This is a genomic window from Nonomuraea sp. NPDC001699 (genome assembly GCF_053596455.1).
This window is the reverse complement of sequence record NZ_JBSFGF010000031.1, coordinates 1-19,119: the sequence shown is the minus strand read 5'-3', so window position 1 is coordinate 19,119 and position 19,119 is coordinate 1. Positions and strand designations below refer to the sequence as shown.

The following is a 19,119-nucleotide window of genomic DNA, read 5'->3' as shown; positions in this document are numbered from 1 at the left end:
CCGATCCGAGGCTGAGAACAGGGGTGAATCGGGTAAGACTGGTAGACGTGGGGGGCGGCTGGGAGCAGGCTCGGGAGATCTCGCGGCGGGTGGGTCATGCCATCGGCGGCGCGGGTCGTGCCGGCGTGCGCGCGGGCCGGGCCACCGCGAGCGGCACCGTCCGGGCCGGCCGCGCCACGGCCAGGGGCGCCCACCAGGTCGGCAGGGCGACCAGGAAGCTCACCTACGCGGGCGGCGCGGGCCGTACCGGGCTCGGGCGGCTGATCGAGCTGTCGGCCGGCAACAGCGCCGCCGACGCGCTGGTCACCGTCGCCCTGGCCAGCACGGTGTTCTTCGGCGTGCCGGTCGGCGAGGCGCGCGGGTCGGTGGCGCTCTACCTCGTCATCACGATGTTGCCGTTCGGGCTGCTGGCGCCGTTCGTGGGGCCGATCCTCGACCGGTTCAGGTCGGGGCGCCGCTACGTGATGGCGGGCACGCTGTTCGGCCGGGGGCTGCTCTGCTTCGCCATGGCCGCCGCGGTGGGGGCGGGCGACCTGCCGACGCTGTTCATCGGCGCGCTGGGCGTGCTGGTGTTGTCGAAGGCGTACAACGTGTCCAGGGCGGCGATCATGCCGAGCGTGCTGCCCGCCGACATCACGCTGGTCTCGGCCAACGCGCGGGTGGCGCTGTTCACGCTGGTGGCGGCCGGGGTGGCGGTGCCGGTCGGCGCGGGCCTGACCGCGTGGCTGGGCAGCGCCGTGGTGCTGCGCGTGGCCATGCCGGCGTTCCTGCTGCTCGGCGTCGCCGCCGTACGCCTGCCGCGGCACGTCGACTCGCCCGACCAGGAGGAGGAGGGCGTGGCGCCGCGCTGGCGCACCCTGCTCAAGGTGGGCCCGGCGGTGGCCGAGGCGGTCTGGGCCAACGTGGCGCTGCGGATCTTCTCCGGTTTCCTGGTGTTCTTCCTGCTCTTCCTGGTCCAGGACCAGGCGGTGCCGTGGCTGGCCCGGCCGACGGCGGCCACCTCGTTCTTCGACGTGCCGAAGACGATCGCGCTGCTCGCCCTCGCCGCCGGGCTGGGCGGCCTGGTCGGCGCCGCGGTCGCCAACTGGACGCGCAACCACGCCCCCCAGGTGATCGTGCTGGTCACGCTGGCGGTGACGGCCGCGACCACGATCGCCACTGCCGTCTTCTTCGACCTGTGGACGGCGCTGGCGGTCTCACTGGTCACCGCGTTCGCGCAGGAGCTGGGCAAGCTCGCGCTCGACGCGATCGTGCAGCGGGAGATCGGCGAGGAGGTGCGCTCGTCCACGTTCGGGGTGGTCGAGGCGGTGCTGCAGTTCGCCTGGGTGTTCGGCGGCCTGCTCGGGCTCGTGCTGTCGCTGACCCGCAGCGCCCTGGCCGGGTTCGTCGCGCCGGCGGTCGTGCTGACCGGCATGCTGGGCTGGCTGCTGGTCACCAGGCGCGGGCGGGTGCGGGCGGCCGACGCCAAGCTGGCCAGGCAGCGGGCCGAGGCCCCCGATCAGCAACGGACCGAGACCCTCGACCGCACCAAACCCCTGACGAACCCCAACGGTTAGGCGTCGAGGTCGTCCGCGACGGCCCTGAGCACCTGGGCGATCTTCTTGGCGTGCGCCGCCTCGGGGTGCTTGCCGCGCTGGTAGGAGGTGGAGACGTCGTCGAGCAGTTTGATCAGGTCTTCGACGATGACGACCATCTCGTCGGGCGTCTTCCGCTTGGTCTTGGGCTTCGTCTTGGCCAGGGTCGGCGGCTGCTCCAGGATCCTGACCGACAGCGCCTGCTGGCCCCGGCGTCCCTCGGCCACGCCGAACTCCACCTTCTGGCCTGGCTTGAGCGGGCCGGCGTTTGTGGGAAGCGCGGAGGAATGCACGAAGACCTCACCGCCGTCGTCACGGGTGAGGAAGCCGAAACCCTTGTCGGCGTCGTACCACTTGACCTTGCCACTCGGCACAGGAGGACCTCGTTCAAACAGTCGAAAAGGATGAATGGATGTAGGTTATGCCCCGAAGCGCGCGGAGGCGACCGGGAAAATGCGGGGCAATTACCGTAGTTCGTCGCGGGCACGCCAACCGGCGAACCAGTCGGCGAATTCGGTCAGGTCGCCGAGCGCCACATCGGCTCCGTGCTCACGCAGCTCTCCCACTGTGTAAGGGCCCGTCGCGACGGTGACGCTCATGGCGCCGCCCGCGCGTGCCGCCTCGATGTCGGCGACATGGTCACCAACATAAGCCGCCGCGCCGAAGCGCGCGAGTGCCGATCCCTTGGCTGCGCCGAACACCGATCCGACCACTTCGTCCACGGCCAGCCCGAGCAGTTCGACGGTGCCGGCGGCGTCGCGCGGGTTCTTGCCCGTCACCACGATCACCCGGCCGCCGCGGGCCCGTACGGCGGCGATGGCCTCGTACGCGCCCGCCATCGCGGTGTGCACCGGAACGCCCACCGCGGGATAGATCTCGCGGAACAGCTCGGCGGCCGCGGGAATGGCCTCCGCGGGCATCCAGTTGGCCAGCTCGTACTCAAGCGGCGGCCCCAGCCGGGTGACGATCTCCCCGCTGTCGATGCGCACACCCAAACGGCTTGACAGCTCGTCGTAAACAGCCGCGATGCCTGATCGCGTGTCGGCCAATGTCATGTCCAGGTCGAAACCCACTGAGGTAGTCACCCGTGCAGGATGCCAAACGCCGCATCGACGTCGGTAACGGCCCTTGTTGTAGGACTCGTTGTGGGACTCTGGGAATGGGCAGAAAGGAATTACTTATCGGAGAGGAGTGACCGTGTCCGAGACCCCCCGCACGACCGGCACGGAGGACCGGCTCGTCGCCGCCGCTCCCCGCCCCCATCGGCCCGCCCGGCCGCGCGGCACGCCGGCGACGGTCTGGCAGCGGGTCGTGGCGATGGCGGCGTATGTGGTGCGGCTGGCGTCCAGGGCGGCGGCGCTCTCCTTGGTGTTCCACGCGCTCTTCACGGTGTTCCGGGCCAAACCCGGCCAACCCCTGGTACCAGCTCGTCGAGTCGCTGGCCTCGGGGGTGTCGCTGGGGCTGGCCGACCTGTTCCAGCTCGCCGACCCGCGCTGGACCACGTTCGTCAACGACGGCCTGGCCGCGGTGGTGTGGCTCATGGCCGGTTCGGCGGTCGCGGGCCTCGTCAGGCGCGCGGCGGCCTAACGACTACTCTCATTACGGAGGTATCTGCACAGACATGACCAGATCGACCCGTGAGCGGATCATCGACGAGGCACTGCGGCTGTTCGCCGAGCGTGGCTACTCCGCCACCTCCGTGGCCGAGATCGAGGCCGCCTCAGGGCTCTCCCCCGGCGCCGGAGGGCTCTACAGGCACTTCAAGTCCAAGTACGAGGTGCTCGCGGCCGCGATCAACGAGCATGCCACCCGCACCAGGAGCCAGGTCGCCGAGAGCCTGGCCGAGCTGAGCACCATGGAGGCCGCCGCCGGCCTGGAGGAGCGCCTGTCTCTGCTGTGCCGGGCGGGTCTGGCCAAGGTGCGGGAGGAGTCCGAGCTGACCCGGGTGTTCTTCCGCGACCTGAGCCAGTTCCCCGAGCTGGTCGCGGTGGTCCGCGAGGGCCTGCTCCAGCCCATGTTCGACGCGATCACCACCTGGTTCCGCGCCCAGCCCGAGTACGCCGACACCGACGTCGACTGGACGGGCATCGCGGCCGTGCTCGGCGGCTCGGTGGTCCACTACCGGCTTTTCCAGGAGACCGTGGGCGAGATGCCGGGCCACGCGGAGAAGGACCAGTTCGTCACCGCCTGGGTACGCCTGGCCGTCGGCCTGCTCCCCAGCCCCGCGCCGGTCAGCTGACGTCGAGCAGCCGGTAGCCCAGCCAGGCGGCGCCCAGGGCCGTACCGATCATGAACATGACCCCGCTGACCTCGAAGAACCGGGCGACGAACGCCTCCAGGCCCGGCTCGGCCACCTGCGATCCGGCGACGAGCACGCCGCCGACCGTGTAGCCGAACAGCGGCGCCCCGGCACCGGCCAGCTTGTCGCCCACCGTCCACGTGTCGCTGAACAGCACGGCCGCCGCCCCCGCCGCCCAGACCAGCACCGGAACCTGGAAGATCGCCACGGCCGGCAGCCCGAACGGCACCAGCGACGCGGCCAGCACCAGCATCACGATGGCGGCGACGTCCCGCGGACGTTCCCTGAGGGCCCTTCCACGGGCGGCCACCGGGCCGGTCGCGGCCGTGACGGCCGGGAGACGCAGGGTGGACCGCGCGCCCGCAGGCGTTCTCGGTGAGCCGGTGGCGGGGGCCGCTGGTGGTCGGGCCAGGCGGTGGGCCTCGCGTTCCGCCAGGGCCGCCGGGTCGCCGAAGCGTGCCAGCACCTTCGCGACGTCCCGGGCGTTCGGGCTCCCCCGTCGCTCCGCCTCGATGTCGGCCCGCAGCCGCCGCGCGAAGTCGAGCCGCTGGTCGGGCCTGAGCACGCCGTGGGCGGCGTCGGCCGCCTTGCTGACGTAGTTCAGCACCATTTGGTCCGCACGCTCTGTCACGTCCGGCAATGCTGCCCCCGATCAGGGGGGACATACCATGGCAACGATGGAGTTCACGGAGTGGATCAGGGGGCGCACCGACGAACAGCTTCGGGCGCTCGTCTCCGCGCGTCCCGAGTTGATCACTCCGGTGCCCGCGCATCTGGAGGGGCTGGCCGCGCGGGCCGCCAGCCCTTCGGCGATCGGCAGGGTGCTCGACCGGCTCGACCGGTTCACGCTGGCCGTCGTCGAGACGCTGGCCGTACAGGACGGGCCGGTGACGAAGGCGGCGCTGCGCGGCCTGGTCGGACGGGCACTGGCGGCGGGCCGGCCCGAGCCCGCGCTCACCGCGGCCCTCGACCGGCTGCGTGACCTGGCGCTGGTCTTCGGCCCCGACAACGCGCTCGACCTCGGGCCGGGCGTGCGCAAGGTGCTGGAGGAGCCCGCCGGGCTCGGCCCCAGGGCCGCCGACGTGTTCCGGCACCACCCGCCCGAGCAGCTCGACGAGATGGCCGACGACATCGCCCCCGGCACCGACGGCCCCGGCAAGGAGCGGCTGGCCGCCGTGCTGGCCAGCCCCGAGGCCCTGGTGGAGGCGGTCTCGCCCGAGGCCAGGGGCGCGCTCGACCAGCTCGTGTGGGGGCCGCCGACCGGGCGGGTGCCCAACGCCAGGCGCGAGGTGCGCGTGGCCTCGGCGCGTTCGCCCATCGAGGAGCTGCTGGCGCGCGGGCTGCTCGCGGCCACCGGCGAGGAGAGCGTGACGCTGCCCCGCGAGGTGGGCCTCCACCTGCGCGGCGGGCGCGTCCACCGTGACCTGCTCGCCGTGCCGCCCGCGCTCGGCGGGGCCGCGCGCGACCGGGAGCTGGCCGACCGCACGGCGGCGGGCCAGGCGTTCTCGTTCGTCAGGTCCGTGGAGGAGCTGTGCGAGCGGTGGAGCGTCGATCCGCCGGGGGTGCTGCGCACCGGCGGGCTCGGCGTACGCGACATGAAGCGCACCTCGACCGACCTCGACCTGCCCGAATGGGCGGTGGCGCTGGTCGTCGAGGTGGCGCACGCGGCGGGGCTGGTCGCCGCGGGCGGCGGCGTCGACGGCGAGTGGCTGCCGACCTCCGGCTACGACCTGTGGCGGGTCAGGGCCACCGCCGACCGCTGGGTGACGCTCGCCGCGGCCTGGCTGCACATGGACCGCGTGCCCGGCCTGGTCGGCGAGCGCGACGAGCGTGACCGGCCGCTCAACGCCCTGCACACCGACCTGCGCCGCGCCTCCGCGCCGGGGGTGCGCAAGGCCGCCCTCGGCGTGCTGGCCGCCGCGCCGGGCCTCGCGCCCGACCGCGACTCGGTGCTCGAACGCCTCGCCTGGGAGCAGCCGCGCCGCCGCGGGCCGCTGCGCGAGCAGCTCACCGAGTTCGCGCTGCGCGAGGCCGAGCAGATCGGCGTGACCGGGCTCGGCGCGCTGTCCGGCCACGGGCGGGCGCTGCTCGAAGGCGGCGACGCGGCCCGGTTGCTCGCCCCGCTGCTGCCCGAGCCCGTCGATCACGTGCTGCTGCAGGCCGACCTCACCGCCGTCGCCCCCGGGCCGCTGACCAGCGAGCTCAACCGCTGGATGACGCTCACCGCCGACGTCGAGTCCAAGGGCGGGGCGACCGTCTACCGCTTCGGCGAGAGCTCGATCCGGCGGGCGCTCGACGCGGGGCACGGCGGCGAGGAGCTGCTGGCCATGCTGTCCCGCCATTCGGCCACGCCGGTGCCGCAGGCCCTGTCGTACCTGGTGACGGACGTGGCCCGGCGGCACGGGCGCATCCGGGTGGGCACGGCGAGCGCCTACGTCCGGTGCGACGATCCGGCGCTGCTCGACCAGATCACCGCCGACCGCCGCGCCGCCGCGCTGCGCCTGCGCCGGCTGGCCCCCACCGTGATCGCCTCGCGCTCGTCCAGGGCGGCGCTGGTGGACTCGCTGCGGGCCATGGGGTACGCGCCGGTCGCCGAGTCGCTCGACGGCGACGTGATCATCTCTCAGCTCGACAGCAGGCGTACCGAGGGGGTGGCGCCCGTACGCGCCGTGGCCTCGGTCAACGGGCTCGATCCCGAGGTGGCCTCGGCGGCCGTACGCGCGCTGCGCGCGGGCGACGCGGCCCACCTGGCGCGGCGCGAGCCGGTCGACGCCCCGGGCGGCGCGGTGCCCCGGGGCCCCGCCACGGCCACGATCTCGGCCCTCCAGGACGCCATCAAGCAGGGCGTACGGGTGTGGATCGGGTACCTCGACTCGCAGGGCAACGCCACCTCACGCATCCTGGAGCCGGCCCGGATGGAGGGCGGCTACCTGACGGCGTACGACGAGACCAGGGCGGCCGTCCACCGCTTCGCCCTCCACCGCATCACCGGCGTCGCCGGCCTCTGACGGCGTACGCGCCGGGCCGGGGTCAAGCCTGCCCGAGGGTGAGCGCGTGGGCGGCGAGCCGCCCTGTGGGCCCCTCGGCGGTGGACAGGCGTCGCAGGTGGGTCGCCGCGTCGGCCGGGTAGCGCAGGGACAGCCCGCCGCACAGCCCCACGACCGCCGCGACCGCCCGTGGATCGGCCGGGTCGCCGGCCCAGGTGAGCGCGAGCCGCAGGGCCTCGGGGGCGAGGGCGTCGTCGGCGCACATGTACGACAGCCCCTCGCCCGCCGCCAGCCGTTCGGCCGGCCGCCCCTGGGCCCACACCTCCAGGAACTCCTGCTGCGCCTCCTTGAGCGAGCAGGCGGCCAGCAGCGCCACCCCCTCGGCCGCCCGCGCCCGTACGTCGTCCCCCTCGCCGGCCAGCGAGCGCGCCCATTCGCGCAGCGGCTGCCACAACCAGAAGCCGTACCGGGCGACCAGCTCCCCGAGCACCTGCGCGCGGTGGTCCGGGACGCGGAAGACGACGCGGCCGTCGTGCACGGCGATCAGCGGATGCGGCGCCCCGGCTGGCCGCGGCCCCGCCTCGTGGGCCTCCCTGGTCCGCTCGAACCCGGCCGACCGGCGGGCGAACTCCGGCTCGGGCAGCCCGTGCGCGAACGCGAGCGCCGCCACCGCGCGTACCTCGTGCATCGGCGGCTTGGTGTCGAACCAGGCGGCCACCTCCTCACCCGCGGGTTCGTCGTCCCGCACCAGGCGCGTGGCCAGGCGGACGACCTCGGCGGGCGTGGGCAGCGCCAGCGCGCGGACCCGGGCGGTGGCGGCCCCGGCGGGCGCGTTCCGGCCGCCGAACGCGCTCAGGTACAGGTCGAACAGGTCACCGGGGTCGGGCGCGCCCCACGGCTGCTCCACCTCGACCGCCTGCGACGGGTCGCCGTTCCTGGTGATCACCAGGTACGACCCCAGCTCGGCGAGCTTGCGGGCCAGGTTGAGCAGCTCGATCCGGTCGGTGCTGCCGGCGATCCAGTCGTGCAGCAGGTACGCCCGCCCCGGCCCGTACTCGGTCCTGGAGAGCAGGTCGGCGGCGCTGCCGGCGGGTGAGAGCACGGTGATCCTGCCCTCGGCCAGCGACATGCGCGACAGCAGGGCGATGGCGCCGAGCCGCTTGCCCATGTCCGCCTCCCCCACCAGCACGAGCAGGTGGCGCATGGACAGCCGGCGCACCGCGTCGGCGAAGCCGGCGGGCTCCAGGTACGAACGCAGCAGGGTGTCGGCCGCGCGCCGGTCGAGGTCGCGGGCCACCGGGACGACCAGGGGCCCGAGCTGCTCGATGATGGCGATCACGCTCTGGGTGAGCGTTTTGTCGTCGAGGTCGGTCCCGCCTGGTTCAGGCGTGTCGATCACGAAGTCCCCTCGGGCCTGACGGGAAAGTTGTCTACGGAAAAAGTTTTTCCCGAAACTTTTTGTCCGGCAAGTTGTTTCCCCGGCTTATGGATTGAGCGTGCGCCGCCTGGCTGCCGCCGTTCCGACCAGGCGTTCCTCGCGAAGCTCGCGGCCACGGCCGCCGGCGCGCGCATGTCGATCATGTCCTCCATTGCTCTGGGCGACGGGCCGGTGACAAAACCGAAGTAGGTGCCATCTGGTAGCACGGATCCCTACTTATCTCACCAATACACGATCTAGCGCCACCCGAAAACTCGAATGACCCTCTAGGCCGATATTGGACATTTACTCGGCATGAGAGCATCATCCACAATCGTCAGTCAAGGGCGAACACGCGGACGATCAGGGTTGACTGCGCACGGGCCGTCCCATCAGGTTGTGCATGTGACCGAGCAAACGCTGGGCCAGCTGGCCGAGGAGTCATGGAACCGGTTCGACGACCACGACTCGGTGTTCTACGACGGGGTCTGGCACCGCAGCCACGCGCTCGCCGAACGTGCGCGGCGGATGTGCGGCGGGTTCGTCGAGGCCGGGATCCGGCCGGGTGACCGGGTGGTCGTGATGATGGCGACCTCCCCCGAGGTCCCGATCGTCTACCAGGCGTTGTGGGCGGCGGGCGCGGTGGTGACGCCCGTGGTCTTCCTGGTGGGGGCCGAGGAACTGCGGCACATCCTGCTCGACAGCGGCGCGTCCGCGGTCGTCACCTCGCCCGAGCTGGCCGAGACCGTACGGGCCACCGCGGTGGACGTCCCCATCTATGTGGACACGGCCGAGCTGGAGACCGCCGCCGAGCACGAACGGGTGCGCAGGGACCCCGGCGACCTGGCCGCGCTCATGTACACCGGCGGCACCACGGGCGTCGCCAAGGGCGTCATGCTGAGCCATCGCGGGTTGTGGAAGGTCGCCAAGGACGCATACGAAATTTCCCACCAAGAGGGGAAAAATCGTGCGATTGTGCCTGTGCCGCTCTCGCACGCGTACGGGTTGATCATCACCGTGGCCGGGCTGCACGCGACCGAACCCCAGCAGGCCGTGCTCATGCGCTGGTTCGAGCCGAAGGCGTTCCTGAGCCTGGCCGCCGAGCAGCACGTCCAGTACGGCACCGTCGTCCCCGCGATGATCCACATGCTGCTCGCCGAGCCGCTGGAGGCCCACCCGCTCCCCGACCTGGCCTACCTCACCTGCGGCGCGGCGCCGCTGGGCCGGGAGGCGCTGCAGGAGTTCGAGCGCCGGATGCCGGGCACGCAGATCCTGGAGGGCTACGGCCTGACCGAGACCAGCGCCGTCACCACTTTCAACCCGCCGGGCAGGCGGCGGCCCGGCAGCGTCGGCCTGCCGCTGGCGGGCTACACGATCACCGTCCGCGACTCCGCCGGAGAGGCGGTGGAGTGCGGCGACGTCGGCGAGATCTGCGTCAGCGGCGACTCGCTGATGCTCGGCTACTGGGGCGAGCACGAGCCCGACCCCGAGGGCACCGCACTGGACGGCGACGAGCTGCGCACCGGCGATCTCGGCTGCGTGGACGACGACGGTTACCTCTACATCGTCGACCGCAAGAAGGACCTGATCATCCGCGGCGGCTTCAACGTCTTCCCCCGCGACGTCGAGGACGCGCTCAACCAGCATCCCGATGTGGTCATGTCGGGCGTCGTCGGCCGCCCCGACCCGCGACTGGGCGAGGAGGTCGTGGCGTTCGTGCAGCTCAGGCCGGGGGCCGAGGAGAGTGCCGAGGAGCTGATCGAGTGGGCGCGCGACCGGGTCGGACGGGTGAAGTACCCGCGCGAGGTGCGGTTCGTCGAGTCGATCCCGGTCACCAGCGTGCTCAAGCTCGACAGGAAGGCCCTGCGCGGCCGGTTCTGACCTTCCGCGCACACCGGGCCAGGCGCGTCCGTATTCCGTGATAAACGTTGACGTGTCTGGAGGTGAACGTGAGTCAAGAAGATCCGTCCGGCTACCCGTACCTGCCCTACGGGGCGCCCTACGGCGAGCAGCCACCTCCGCAGTACGGCTACGGCTACGGCGTCCCGCCGCGGCGCGACGAGGGCCCGCAGGCCGGCGCCATCGTCGCCGTCGTGCTCAACTTCCTGTCCCTGGCCTCCTGCCTCAACGTGCTCGGGCTGCCCGGCGGCATCCTCGCCGCCGTGGCGCTGACGCGGGCCCGCGAGCAGCCCGGGAGCGCCCGTTCGCTGCTGCTCTGGAGCTGGGTGCTGTTCGGCGCCGGTCTCGTGCTGAACGTCGCGCTCTTCCTCTTCCTGGGCCTCACCGGCCGCCTGGACGACTGATCGATTACCCGTTCCGGGACTGTTCCTGCCGTCGTGTGTGTTGGATAAGGGTCAACCGTAGGAAGGGATGTCCGTGAACGACGGCCCGCTCATCGTCCAGTCGGACAAAACGCTGCTGCTCGAAGTCGACCACGAGAAGGCCGACGCGTGCCGCAAGGCGATCGCGCCGTTCGCCGAGCTCGAACGCGCGCCCGAACACGTCCACACCTACCGCGTCACGCCGCTGGCCCTGTGGAACGCGCGTGCCGCCGGCCACGACGCCGAGCAGGTCGTCGACGCGCTGATCGGCTTCAGCCGCTACCCGGTGCCGCACGCGCTGCTCGTCGACATCGCCGAGACCATGGCCCGTTACGGCCGCCTGCGCCTGGAGAAGGACCCGGTCAACGGCCTGGTCCTGACCTCGACCGACCGCGCGGTGCTCGAAGAGGTGCTGCGCTCGAAGAAGATCCAGCCGATGCTGGGCGATCGTCTCGGCGCCGACTCGGTCATCGTGCACCCGAGCGACCGCGGCAACGTCAAGCAGGCGCTGCTCAAGCTGGGCTGGCCCGCCGAAGACCTGGCCGGCTACGTCGACGGCGAGCACCACCCCATCAAGCTGCTCCAGGACGGCTGGGAGCTGCGCCCCTACCAGCGCGAGGCGGCCGACGCCTTCTGGCACGGCGGCTCCGGCGTGGTCGTGCTGCCCTGCGGCGCGGGCAAGACCATCGTGGGCGCGGCGGCCATGGCCCACGCGCAGGCCACCACGCTGATCATGGTGACCAACACGGTCAGCGCCCACCAGTGGAAGACCGAGCTGCTCAAGCGCACCACGCTGACCGAGGACGAGATCGGCGAGTACTCCGGCAACAAGAAGGAGATCCGCCCGGTCACCATCGCCACGTACCAGGTGATGACCACCAGGCGGAAGGGCGTCTACAGCCACCTGGAGCTATTCGACGCGCGCGACTGGGGCCTGATCGTCTACGACGAGGTCCACCTGCTGCCCGCGCCGATCTTCAGGATGACCGCCGACCTCCAGGCCCGCCGCCGGGTGGGCCTGACCGCGACGCTCGTGCGCGAGGACGGCCGCGAGGGCGACGTGTTCTCCCTCATCGGCCCCAAGCGCTACGACGCGCCGTGGAAGGAGATGGAGAACCAGGGCTGGATCGCGCCCGCCGACTGCGTCGAGGTGCGGGTCACGCTGACCGACGAGGAGCGGCTGGCGTACGCGATGGCCGAAGCCGAGGAGCGCTACCGCTTCTGCGCCACCACGCCGTCCAAGACGTACGTGACCGAGGCGCTGGTCCGGCGGCATCTGGGCGAGCAGGTGCTGGTCATCGGCCAGTACATCGACCAGCTCGACGAGCTCGGCGAGCACCTCAACGCGCCGGTCATCAAGGGCGAGACCAGGGTCAAGGAGCGTGAGCGCCTCTACCAGGCGTTCCGCGACAAGGAGATCCAGGTGCTGGTGGTGTCGAAGGTGGCGAACTTCTCCATCGACCTGCCCGAGGCGGCCGTCGCGATCCAGGTGTCGGGCACGTTCGGGTCGCGGCAGGAGGAGGCGCAGCGGCTCGGACGGGTGCTGCGGCCCAAGGCCGACGGCGGTGGCGCCCGGTTCTACACGGTGGTCAGCAGGGACACGGTCGACCAGGAGTTCGCCGCCCACCGGCAGCGCTTCCTGGCCGAGCAGGGGTACGCGTACCAGATCATCGACGCCGACGACGTGCACGACGAGGTGTGACGGGGTTGAATGCCCGGCCGCTCGTTGCCTGAGCGGCCAGGCACGGCGTTTATGTCACGTCCACGAGACTCCACGGGTCGTCGACATCGAACCACCCCCCTCACCTGCGTACTATCACGCCGCCTGCGACATACCCTCATGATCCGACAAACGCACCTGAAATGCCCGACTTTTTCGGTATTCCCACGTTCACTCAGAGATACGGTCTTTGCCGGGTTCTACGGCTCCAGCCAGTCGCCAATGGGCTGATCGAGAGTTCGGCTCTCACGCCGGGCCGGTTCACGCAAGCAGGAGTGTGGCCAGTGCCGGGCCGAAGGCGCCGCCCAGCTGGTAGCAGAGGGTGAACAGGCTCACGGCGGTGGCCCGGTGCTCGTGCGGCACGACCTCGCCGACGCGGGCCGCGTACCAGGCCATCGCCGCTGTGGCGGCGAACACCGCGAACGCGGTGGACGCCACGACGAGCACCGGCCAAGGGGAGAGCAGCGGCAGGGCGACAGCCACGGCGCCCGTGGTCAGCAAGACAGGTCGGGTGACGGCCGCACCGAGCCGGGAGGTCCACCGGCTGAACGACAGTGAGGCGATCGAGCCGGCGGTCAACATCATGAGCGTCATCAGCCCGATCCGCTCGGTCGTCCAATGGTGTTCCAGCAGCCGGGGCACGGTGTAGAGCAGGGCGAAGTAGGAGGTGGACAGCGTGCCGGCCGCCGCTGCCGCGGTGACGAACGCCCGGGAGCGGATGACCGGCCGAGGGACGAACCCCGCGGGCTTCCTGCGGACGCGCAGGGTCAGCAGCAGGCCGGTCACGGCGGCGGCGGCAGCCGCCGTCAGTTCCAGACGCGGGATCAGGACCAAGGCGCTGACCAGCGTCACCACCAGCAGGACCCCGATGACGTCGGTGCGGGCGGCGGTGGCTTCCCGGCTGCCGTGATGCGCGGCGTGGCGGAGGACGGCGGGGACGGCCAGCAGCGCGGGCAGGGACAGCAGCAGCGGCACCCGCCAGGAGATCACCGACAAGGTCGAGCCGGCCAGCGGGCCGAACGCGCCGACCAATCCGACCCCGGCGGTGATGGCGCCTGCTCGCGAGGTGGTCCCGGCCAAGGTGATGGCGATGGTGACCAGGCCTCCTCCGCCGGCGGCCTGGGCGGCGCGGCCGGCCAGCAACACCGGCAGCGCGGGTGCGCCGGCCACCAGAAGTGTGCCGAGAAGTATGAGGGTGGCATTGACGAGTGTGGCGGCGCGCATGCCGCGGGTGCGCAGCAGGGCGGCGGTGAGCGGAGCGCCGAGGACGCCGCCCCAGCCGAAGGCCGTGGCGGCCCAGGTGGCTTCGGCGGCCGAGACGCCCAGGGCACGGGCCAGCTCGGGGATGACGGTGATGGTGCTGTTGGCGCTGAGTGAGGTCGGCGTGGCCAGGAGAACGAGGTAAAGGACGGCGATGTGTCTCTTCTGCGCGATTACGGGGGGCACCCGCCTCAAAGTACACCAATCGGTTTCCGATTGACACTGACTAGTGTACTTTGGTCGCGTTGCCTGAACTCCCGAGGAGAGACATGCCCGAGCTCACCGTCCTGGCCTTGTCCGGCAGCCTGCGCGCGGGCTCCCACAACACGGCCCTGCTGCACGCGGCCCGCGCGCTCGAACCCGGTGGGGTCGTCATCGACATCGATCACGACCTGGGCCGGCTGCCCCTCTACAACCAGGACCTGGACACCGGCACGCCACCGGCGTCGGTCACGACGCTGCGCGCCCGCATCGCCGCGGCCGACGCCTTGCTGATCGCGACGCCGGAGCACAACGCCTCCGTCCCGGCCGCGCTGAAGAACGCCATCGACTGGGCCAGCACGGCCCCCGCAGGGCTGCTGCGGGGCAAGCCCGTGGCCATCGCCGGCGCCTCCCCTGGACCGTTCGGCTCGGTACGCGCCCAGCTCGCCCTTCGCCAGATCCTGGCCTCGGTGGGAGCGGAAGTCGTCGTCAAGCCGGAGGTGACGGTCTTCCACTGCGACACCCGCTTCACGCACGACCGCCGACTGACCGACCCGGACACCACCGACCTGCTGCGCGAACTGCTCGACGCCCTGGCCCGCAAGGCCCGCCAGAGCCCCGGACGCCCCTACACTGCACCGAGGAGTTTCCAGCGGGAAGGACGTTGATGACCCTGCGCCAGGCCGAGCCGTACGGCCGACCGGAAAAGCGCCAGGCGATCACCCGTGCCGCCCGTCGCGTGTTCGGCCGCGACGGCTACACCCGGGCCGGCGTAGACGCGATCGCCGCGGCGGCGGGGGTGTCCAAACGGACCATCTACCGGCACTTCACCGACAAGGAGCAACTGTTCCTGACCGTCGCGCTGGAAGGCGCGGACGAGGTCACCGCAGCGATCGCACAGATCATGGACCGACACCTGCACAAGATCGTGGATCTGGAGCAGGACTTGATCGACTTCTCCCTCGACCGGGTCGCCGCGGTCACCGCCTTCCCCGACCACTTCGCCCTGGTGCGGGCCATCGAGGCGGAGGCGGCCCACATCCCACCGCCGATCCTCAAGGCCTGGGTCGCGGCCGGCCCGCAGACCGGGCACCTGCGCCTGGCGCCGTACCTGCGCCGGATCGCCGAGCGCGGCCTGCTACGGATCGACGACGCCGACGTTGCCGCCGCCCACCTCACCCTGCTGACCGTCACCGACGTGAACCAGCAGACCTTCTACGGCGCCATACCGCTTTCCACGGAGGAGATCACCCGGCTCGTCACCGCGGGCGTGCAGGCCTTCCTCCGCAGCTATGCCGCCACCGCCGGGTAGCACACCGACACAGTATTCGGTGGCACCCGGACTGCCGATCGTCGGCGTCCGGTCATCGGCAGGTCGGTCGGCTCCGGGCGACGGGCCTACCGGGCGAGCAGGCCGCCGAGGAACAGCACCCCTCCGGCGACGATCCACGTGGCGACGCCCATCCCCATGAGGCGGCCGAACGTGCGCGGGTCGTGTCGCGACGCGGGGACCAGCCAGGCGGCCAGCGTGGAGCAGGCGGCCACCGCGGCGAACACCCCCGACACCGTGGAGACCGTGCCGAGGCGTTGAGAGCACGCCGACGAGGGCCCGCCGCCCGAGCAGAACGCCTCCAGCCCCCAGCCGGCGAAGACCGACAGGCCCCAGAGCGCCGCCAGCAGGAAGCTCGCGACCGTGGGGATCATCGGCGAGAAGCCGAGGCGAAGCCGCGCCACCTTCCCTCTTTACCCCGCCGGGGACAGGTAAATGCTTTGGAGCCACCGGAAGGCCGCCGCTAAACTGGTCGATTCGCTGCCTTGACCACCTCCGTTTCCGACCTTGGGAGGCGCTTCCGCGTGCCCGCACATCAACTGGCCCCCGACATACCCTCCGACGTGCTCTCCGCCGAGCAGGCCCACCTGGCCGAGTCCAGGGCCGCGCTCACGGCGATGCGGGCCCATGCCCAGTCGTTGTCGGCCGACGCGGCCGGCGACTGGGTCTCGCAGCAGATCCTCCAGTCGCTGCTGGACCAGCGCGTGGCCGCCCTGGCCGACCATCCGGACACGCCGCTGTTCTTCGGCCGGCTCGACCGCGAGGGCGGCGACGACCTGCCGGTCACCATCTACGTCGGCCGCCGCCACGTGCACGACGGCACCAGCCGGCCGCTGGTCATCGACTGGCGCGCGCCGGTGTCCCGCGCGTTCTACCAGGCCAGCCCCGCCGAACCCATGGGCGTCGTACGCCGCCGCCGCTTCGGGTACCACGGCGGCGCGCTGACCGCGTTCGAGGACGAGCCGCTCGGCGAGGGCGGCGAGGTCGGCCCCTCGAAGATCCTTACCGAGGAGATCGAACGCCCGCGCACCGGCCCGATGCGCGACATCGTGGCCACCATCCAGCCCGACCAGGACGAGATCGTCCGCGCGACGCTGGCCCAGACCGTGTGCGTCCAGGGCGCCCCCGGCACCGGGAAGACCGCCGTGGGCCTCCACCGGGCCGCATACCTGCTGTTCACCCATCGCGAGCGGCTGGCCAGGTCGGGCGTGATGATCGTGGGCCCGAACCGGGCGTTCCTGTCCTACATCTCCTCCGTCCTGCCCGCGCTGGGCGAGGTCAAGGTCGACCAGACCACGGTGGCCGGGCTGCTCGGCGAGCACGCCGCCCAGGAGGACCCGGCGGTCTCCGCGGTCAAGGGCGACGCCAGGATGGCCGCGGTGCTCGAACGGGCGCTCTGGATGCACATCGTGAAGCCCGAGGACGGCCTGGTCTTCACGAAGGGCGCCTACCGCTACCGGGTCGCCGATCACGAGGTGCGCGAGATGGTGGCGTCCCTGCGCGGCACCACCCGCTACCTGCCGGGGCGGGCCGCGCTGGCCCAGCGCCTGGCCCACCAGGTGCTCGTACGCATGGAGCAGCGCGGCGAGTCGCCCGACGACCGGGTCCAGGACGCGGTGGCCAGGTCCAAGCCGGTCAAGCAGCTCGTCGAGGCCGTGTGGCCGAAACTGACGCCCGAACAGGTCCTTCACCGCCTGCTGTCAGACCCAGAATTCCTCACTAAAGCCGCCAAAACCGATTTGTCGCCCGACGAGCAGGAAATGCTGCTTTGGCGGAAGCCTTATCGGAGCTGGAAGTCGGCCAAATGGTCGGCCGCCGACGGCGCGCTCCTCGACGAGCTGAACGACCTCATGGAACGCACGCCGTCCCTGGGCCACCTCGTCGTGGACGAGGCCCAGGACCTGTCGGAGATGCAGCTGCGGGCGCTCGGCCGGCGCTGCCGCAACGGCTCGGCCACCGTGCTCGGCGACCTGGCCCAGGGCACCACGCCGTGGTCCACCAGCTCGTGGGAGACCGTGCTGAAGCACCTCGGCCAGGACGAGGGCGAGGTGACCGAGCTGACGCTCGGCTTCCGCGTGCCGCGCGAGGTGCTCGACTACGCGGCCCGCCTGCTGCCCTCGATCGCCCCGGCACTGGCCGCCCCGCGGTCGCTGCGTCCGGGCGCGGGCTCGCTCACGGTCCGGCAGGGCGGCACGGTCGCCGAGGCCGCCCGGGAGGTGCTGGCCAGGGAGGGCTCGATCGGCGTCATCGTCCCCGACGCGATGGTCGCCGCGGTGTCCGAGGCGCTGTCCGGCCTGCCGCACGCGGTGCTCGACCCCGACTCGGCGCAGGAGCACCGCCTGCTGATCGTGCCCGCCACGCTCGCCAAGGGCCTGGAGTACGACCATGTGATCGTCGTCGAGCCCGCCGACATCGTCGAGGCCGAGCCCCGCGGCCTGGCCCGCCTGTACGTGGTCCTGACCCGAGCGGTCACCTCGCTCACGGTCCTGCACGACAAGCCGCTCCCGGCGCAGCTCGGCGCCTGACGGAGGGCGGGCGCGGCCGCTTCTAGGATGGCCTGAAGGAGCTGTCAACCTAGGAGGATGCCGTGCCCGCACCGCTTCCGCATGAACACCTGCCCTCCGTCCCCGCGCTCGTGGTGGAGAGCGACGACATCCAGGACGGCGAGCGGCTGAACGACCTCCACGTCTTCAACGACTGGGGGATGACCGGCGGGAACGTCTCGCCGCAGCTGCGCTGGTCCGGCGCCCCGGAGGGCACCCGCGGCTACGCCGTCACCTGCCACGACCCCGACGCCCCCACCGGCAGCGGCTTCTGGCACTGGGTGCTGTTCGACCTTCCCGGCGACACCGCCGAGCTCCCCAGGGGCGCGGGCACCGGCCCCGACTTCAAGGGCCTGCCCGCCGGCGCGGTCCACGCCCGCAACGACTACGGCACCAAAGACTACGGCGGCGCCGCTCCCCCGCCCGGCGACCCCCACCGCTACGTCTTCACGGTGCACGCGCTCGGGGTCGACAAGCTGGGCGTCGGCAGCGACGCGAGCCCGGCCGTGGTCGGCTTCAACATCACCGCCAACACGCTGGCCCGCGGTCACGTCATAGCGCACTTCGGCATCTGAGTTCAGCGTCCGGGTTCAGCCTCTGAGTTCTGGGCCCGGGTTCGGGGGCCGAGTTCGGCACAACACCGCGGCGAAGGCGCCCCGTTCGCGTACGGAGCGCCTTCGCCGTGGTGCCGCGTCGGGTCTCGTACGCCCCCGCGTCACCCAGACGGGTTCAGTCGTCCTGCACGGTGCCGTCGGCGAACGTGATGTCCCCGGGAGCGTCGGTCGAGGTGTCCTCACGCTCGTCCGCCGACATGTCCTCGCCCTCGACGGAGCCCTCGTCGGCGCCCTCGTTCGCCGAGGCGTCCTCGCTCTCGTCCGACACGTCCGCGCCCTCGTTCGCCGACGTGTCCTCGCTCTCGTCCGACACGTCCGCGCGATCGTCGGACGACTCGTCCTCGAAGGCGTCCGACAGGTCCTCGCGCTGGTCCGACGACGTCCACCTCGACGGCGAGGCGCAGTAGTCGCGGTCGTACAGCTCCAGGTAGCCCGCGCAGTAGGGTACGTCCACGTACTCCAGCGACTCGTCCAGGTAACCGTGGTCGTCGGCCTCGGCCGGCATGGTCATGGCGGCAGCGGCGGCCAGCATGACGGCGCCGAGCCCGAGAACGCGCGCGGTGCGGGAATTCATGTAACTACTCCTTTTGTGCGGTGAATGTCACTTCGTGTCGTTACTTTCCGTAGTTAATAACTACTAAACGTGACCGCACTGGACACAACAAAAGGCGGCCGGATCCTTGGAGATCCGAACCGCCTTCTGATGCGTCAGCGACCAGGCGAAGCCTAGAAGTCCATGTCGCCGCCGCCGGGCATGCCGGCCGGAGCAGCAGGGGTCTTCTCGGGCTTCTCCGCGATGACGGCCTCGGTGGTCAGGAAGAGCGCCGCGATGGAGGCGGCGTTCTGCAGCGC

The 19,119-nt window shown here is 71.6% G+C and carries 19 protein-coding genes; 11 read left to right on the top strand and 8 right to left on the bottom strand.

What is annotated here, in order from left to right; translation table 11 throughout:
* The first annotated feature begins 47 nt into the window (after window positions 1-47).
* Entirely contained in the window at window positions 48-1,556 is a 1,509-nt protein-coding gene (locus tag ACWCSU_RS46855; protein WP_449942831.1) for an MFS transporter, read from the top strand.
* Here ACWCSU_RS46855 and ACWCSU_RS46850 read toward each other — a convergent pair.
* The 3 genes from ACWCSU_RS46850 to ACWCSU_RS46840 form a co-directional block, all read right to left on the bottom strand.
* The gene (locus ACWCSU_RS46850; RefSeq protein ID WP_357696590.1) at window positions 1,553-1,948 is read right to left on the bottom strand and encodes a cold-shock protein; all 396 of its coding nucleotides are present in this window, start codon (window positions 1,946-1,948) and stop codon (window positions 1,553-1,555) included. The genes ACWCSU_RS46855 and ACWCSU_RS46850 overlap by 4 nt on opposite strands.
* 90 nt (window positions 1,949-2,038) lie before the next feature.
* Window positions 2,039-2,647, bottom strand: a complete 609-nt coding sequence (locus tag ACWCSU_RS46845; protein WP_357696592.1) for an HAD family hydrolase — start codon at window positions 2,645-2,647, stop codon at window positions 2,039-2,041.
* A 105-nt stretch (window positions 2,648-2,752) separates the two neighbouring features.
* A complete protein-coding gene (locus tag ACWCSU_RS46840; protein WP_449942830.1) occupies window positions 2,753-2,962 on the bottom strand; it encodes a hypothetical protein in 210 nt (69 codons plus the stop codon).
* A gap of 62 nt (window positions 2,963-3,024) precedes the next feature.
* On the opposite strand from ACWCSU_RS46840, the gene ACWCSU_RS46835 reads away from it, so the two are divergent.
* Together ACWCSU_RS46835 and ACWCSU_RS46830 are read left to right on the top strand one after the other, a co-directional pair.
* On the top strand, window positions 3,025-3,162 hold the full coding sequence (locus ACWCSU_RS46835) for a hypothetical protein (RefSeq protein WP_449942829.1): 138 nt from the start codon (window positions 3,025-3,027) through the stop codon (window positions 3,160-3,162).
* A 34-nt stretch (window positions 3,163-3,196) separates the two neighbouring features.
* The gene (locus tag ACWCSU_RS46830) at window positions 3,197-3,814 is read left to right on the top strand and encodes a TetR/AcrR family transcriptional regulator (RefSeq protein WP_357696596.1); all 618 of its coding nucleotides are present in this window, start codon (window positions 3,197-3,199) and stop codon (window positions 3,812-3,814) included.
* Here ACWCSU_RS46830 and ACWCSU_RS46825 read toward each other — a convergent pair.
* Window positions 3,807-4,505: a hypothetical protein gene (locus ACWCSU_RS46825; protein ID WP_449942826.1), complete on the bottom strand. Its 699-nt coding sequence runs from the start codon at window positions 4,503-4,505 to the stop codon at window positions 3,807-3,809. The genes ACWCSU_RS46830 and ACWCSU_RS46825 overlap by 8 nt on opposite strands.
* 46 nt (window positions 4,506-4,551) lie before the next feature.
* Between ACWCSU_RS46825 and ACWCSU_RS46820 the strand changes: the two genes are divergently transcribed.
* Window positions 4,552-6,882 (top strand): helicase-associated domain-containing protein, encoded by a 2,331-nt coding sequence (locus ACWCSU_RS46820; protein WP_449942824.1) that lies wholly within the window; start codon window positions 4,552-4,554, stop codon window positions 6,880-6,882.
* A 22-nt stretch (window positions 6,883-6,904) separates the two neighbouring features.
* On the opposite strand, the gene ACWCSU_RS46815 is transcribed toward ACWCSU_RS46820, so the two are convergent.
* Window positions 6,905-8,260 (bottom strand): hypothetical protein, encoded by a 1,356-nt coding sequence (locus tag ACWCSU_RS46815; protein WP_449942822.1) that lies wholly within the window; start codon window positions 8,258-8,260, stop codon window positions 6,905-6,907.
* A gap of 423 nt (window positions 8,261-8,683) precedes the next feature.
* Between ACWCSU_RS46815 and ACWCSU_RS46810 the strand changes: the two genes are divergently transcribed.
* The 3 genes from ACWCSU_RS46810 to ACWCSU_RS46800 all read left to right on the top strand — a co-directional run bounded on the left by ACWCSU_RS46810 (window position 8,684) and on the right by ACWCSU_RS46800 (window position 12,301).
* A complete protein-coding gene (locus tag ACWCSU_RS46810) occupies window positions 8,684-10,159 on the top strand; it encodes an AMP-binding protein (protein ID WP_357696606.1) in 1,476 nt (491 codons plus the stop codon).
* A gap of 68 nt (window positions 10,160-10,227) precedes the next feature.
* A complete protein-coding gene (locus tag ACWCSU_RS46805) occupies window positions 10,228-10,581 on the top strand; it encodes a hypothetical protein (protein WP_357696608.1) in 354 nt (117 codons plus the stop codon).
* 67 nt (window positions 10,582-10,648) lie between these two features.
* Entirely contained in the window at window positions 10,649-12,301 is a 1,653-nt protein-coding gene (locus ACWCSU_RS46800) for a DNA repair helicase XPB (RefSeq protein ID WP_357696610.1), read from the top strand.
* A gap of 279 nt (window positions 12,302-12,580) precedes the next feature.
* On the opposite strand, the gene ACWCSU_RS46795 is transcribed toward ACWCSU_RS46800, so the two are convergent.
* Window positions 12,581-13,765 carry an MFS transporter gene (locus ACWCSU_RS46795; protein WP_449942820.1) on the bottom strand — a complete coding sequence of 395 codons (1,185 nt, stop codon included), beginning with the start codon at window positions 13,763-13,765 and terminating at the stop codon, window positions 12,581-12,583.
* Window positions 13,766-13,848: 83 nt separating this feature from the next.
* On the opposite strand from ACWCSU_RS46795, the gene ACWCSU_RS46790 reads away from it, so the two are divergent.
* Window positions 13,849-14,448, top strand: coding sequence for an NADPH-dependent FMN reductase (locus ACWCSU_RS46790; protein ID WP_449942818.1), 600 nt, complete (start codon window positions 13,849-13,851; stop codon window positions 14,446-14,448).
* Window positions 14,448-15,092 (top strand): TetR/AcrR family transcriptional regulator, encoded by a 645-nt coding sequence (locus ACWCSU_RS46785; RefSeq protein ID WP_449942816.1) that lies wholly within the window; start codon window positions 14,448-14,450, stop codon window positions 15,090-15,092. The genes ACWCSU_RS46790 and ACWCSU_RS46785 overlap by 1 nt, the downstream gene beginning before the upstream one ends.
* Window positions 15,093-15,178: 86 nt before the next feature.
* Here ACWCSU_RS46785 and ACWCSU_RS46780 read toward each other — a convergent pair whose 3' ends face one another.
* Entirely contained in the window at window positions 15,179-15,514 is a 336-nt protein-coding gene (locus ACWCSU_RS46780) for a hypothetical protein (protein WP_449942814.1), read from the bottom strand.
* 120 nt (window positions 15,515-15,634) lie between these two features.
* Here ACWCSU_RS46780 and ACWCSU_RS46775 point away from each other — a divergent pair, with 120 nt between their 5' ends.
* The gene (locus ACWCSU_RS46775; RefSeq protein WP_397038054.1) at window positions 15,635-17,635 is read left to right on the top strand and encodes a HelD family protein; all 2,001 of its coding nucleotides are present in this window, start codon (window positions 15,635-15,637) and stop codon (window positions 17,633-17,635) included.
* 62 nt (window positions 17,636-17,697) lie between these two features.
* Window positions 17,698-18,228: a YbhB/YbcL family Raf kinase inhibitor-like protein gene (locus tag ACWCSU_RS46770; RefSeq protein ID WP_357696634.1), complete on the top strand. Its 531-nt coding sequence runs from the start codon at window positions 17,698-17,700 to the stop codon at window positions 18,226-18,228.
* Between the two features lie 154 nt (window positions 18,229-18,382).
* On the opposite strand, the gene ACWCSU_RS46765 is transcribed toward ACWCSU_RS46770, so the two are convergent.
* Window positions 18,383-18,841 carry a hypothetical protein gene (locus ACWCSU_RS46765; RefSeq protein WP_449942812.1) on the bottom strand — a complete coding sequence of 153 codons (459 nt, stop codon included), beginning with the start codon at window positions 18,839-18,841 and terminating at the stop codon, window positions 18,383-18,385.
* Window positions 18,842-19,119 lie beyond the last annotated feature (278 nt).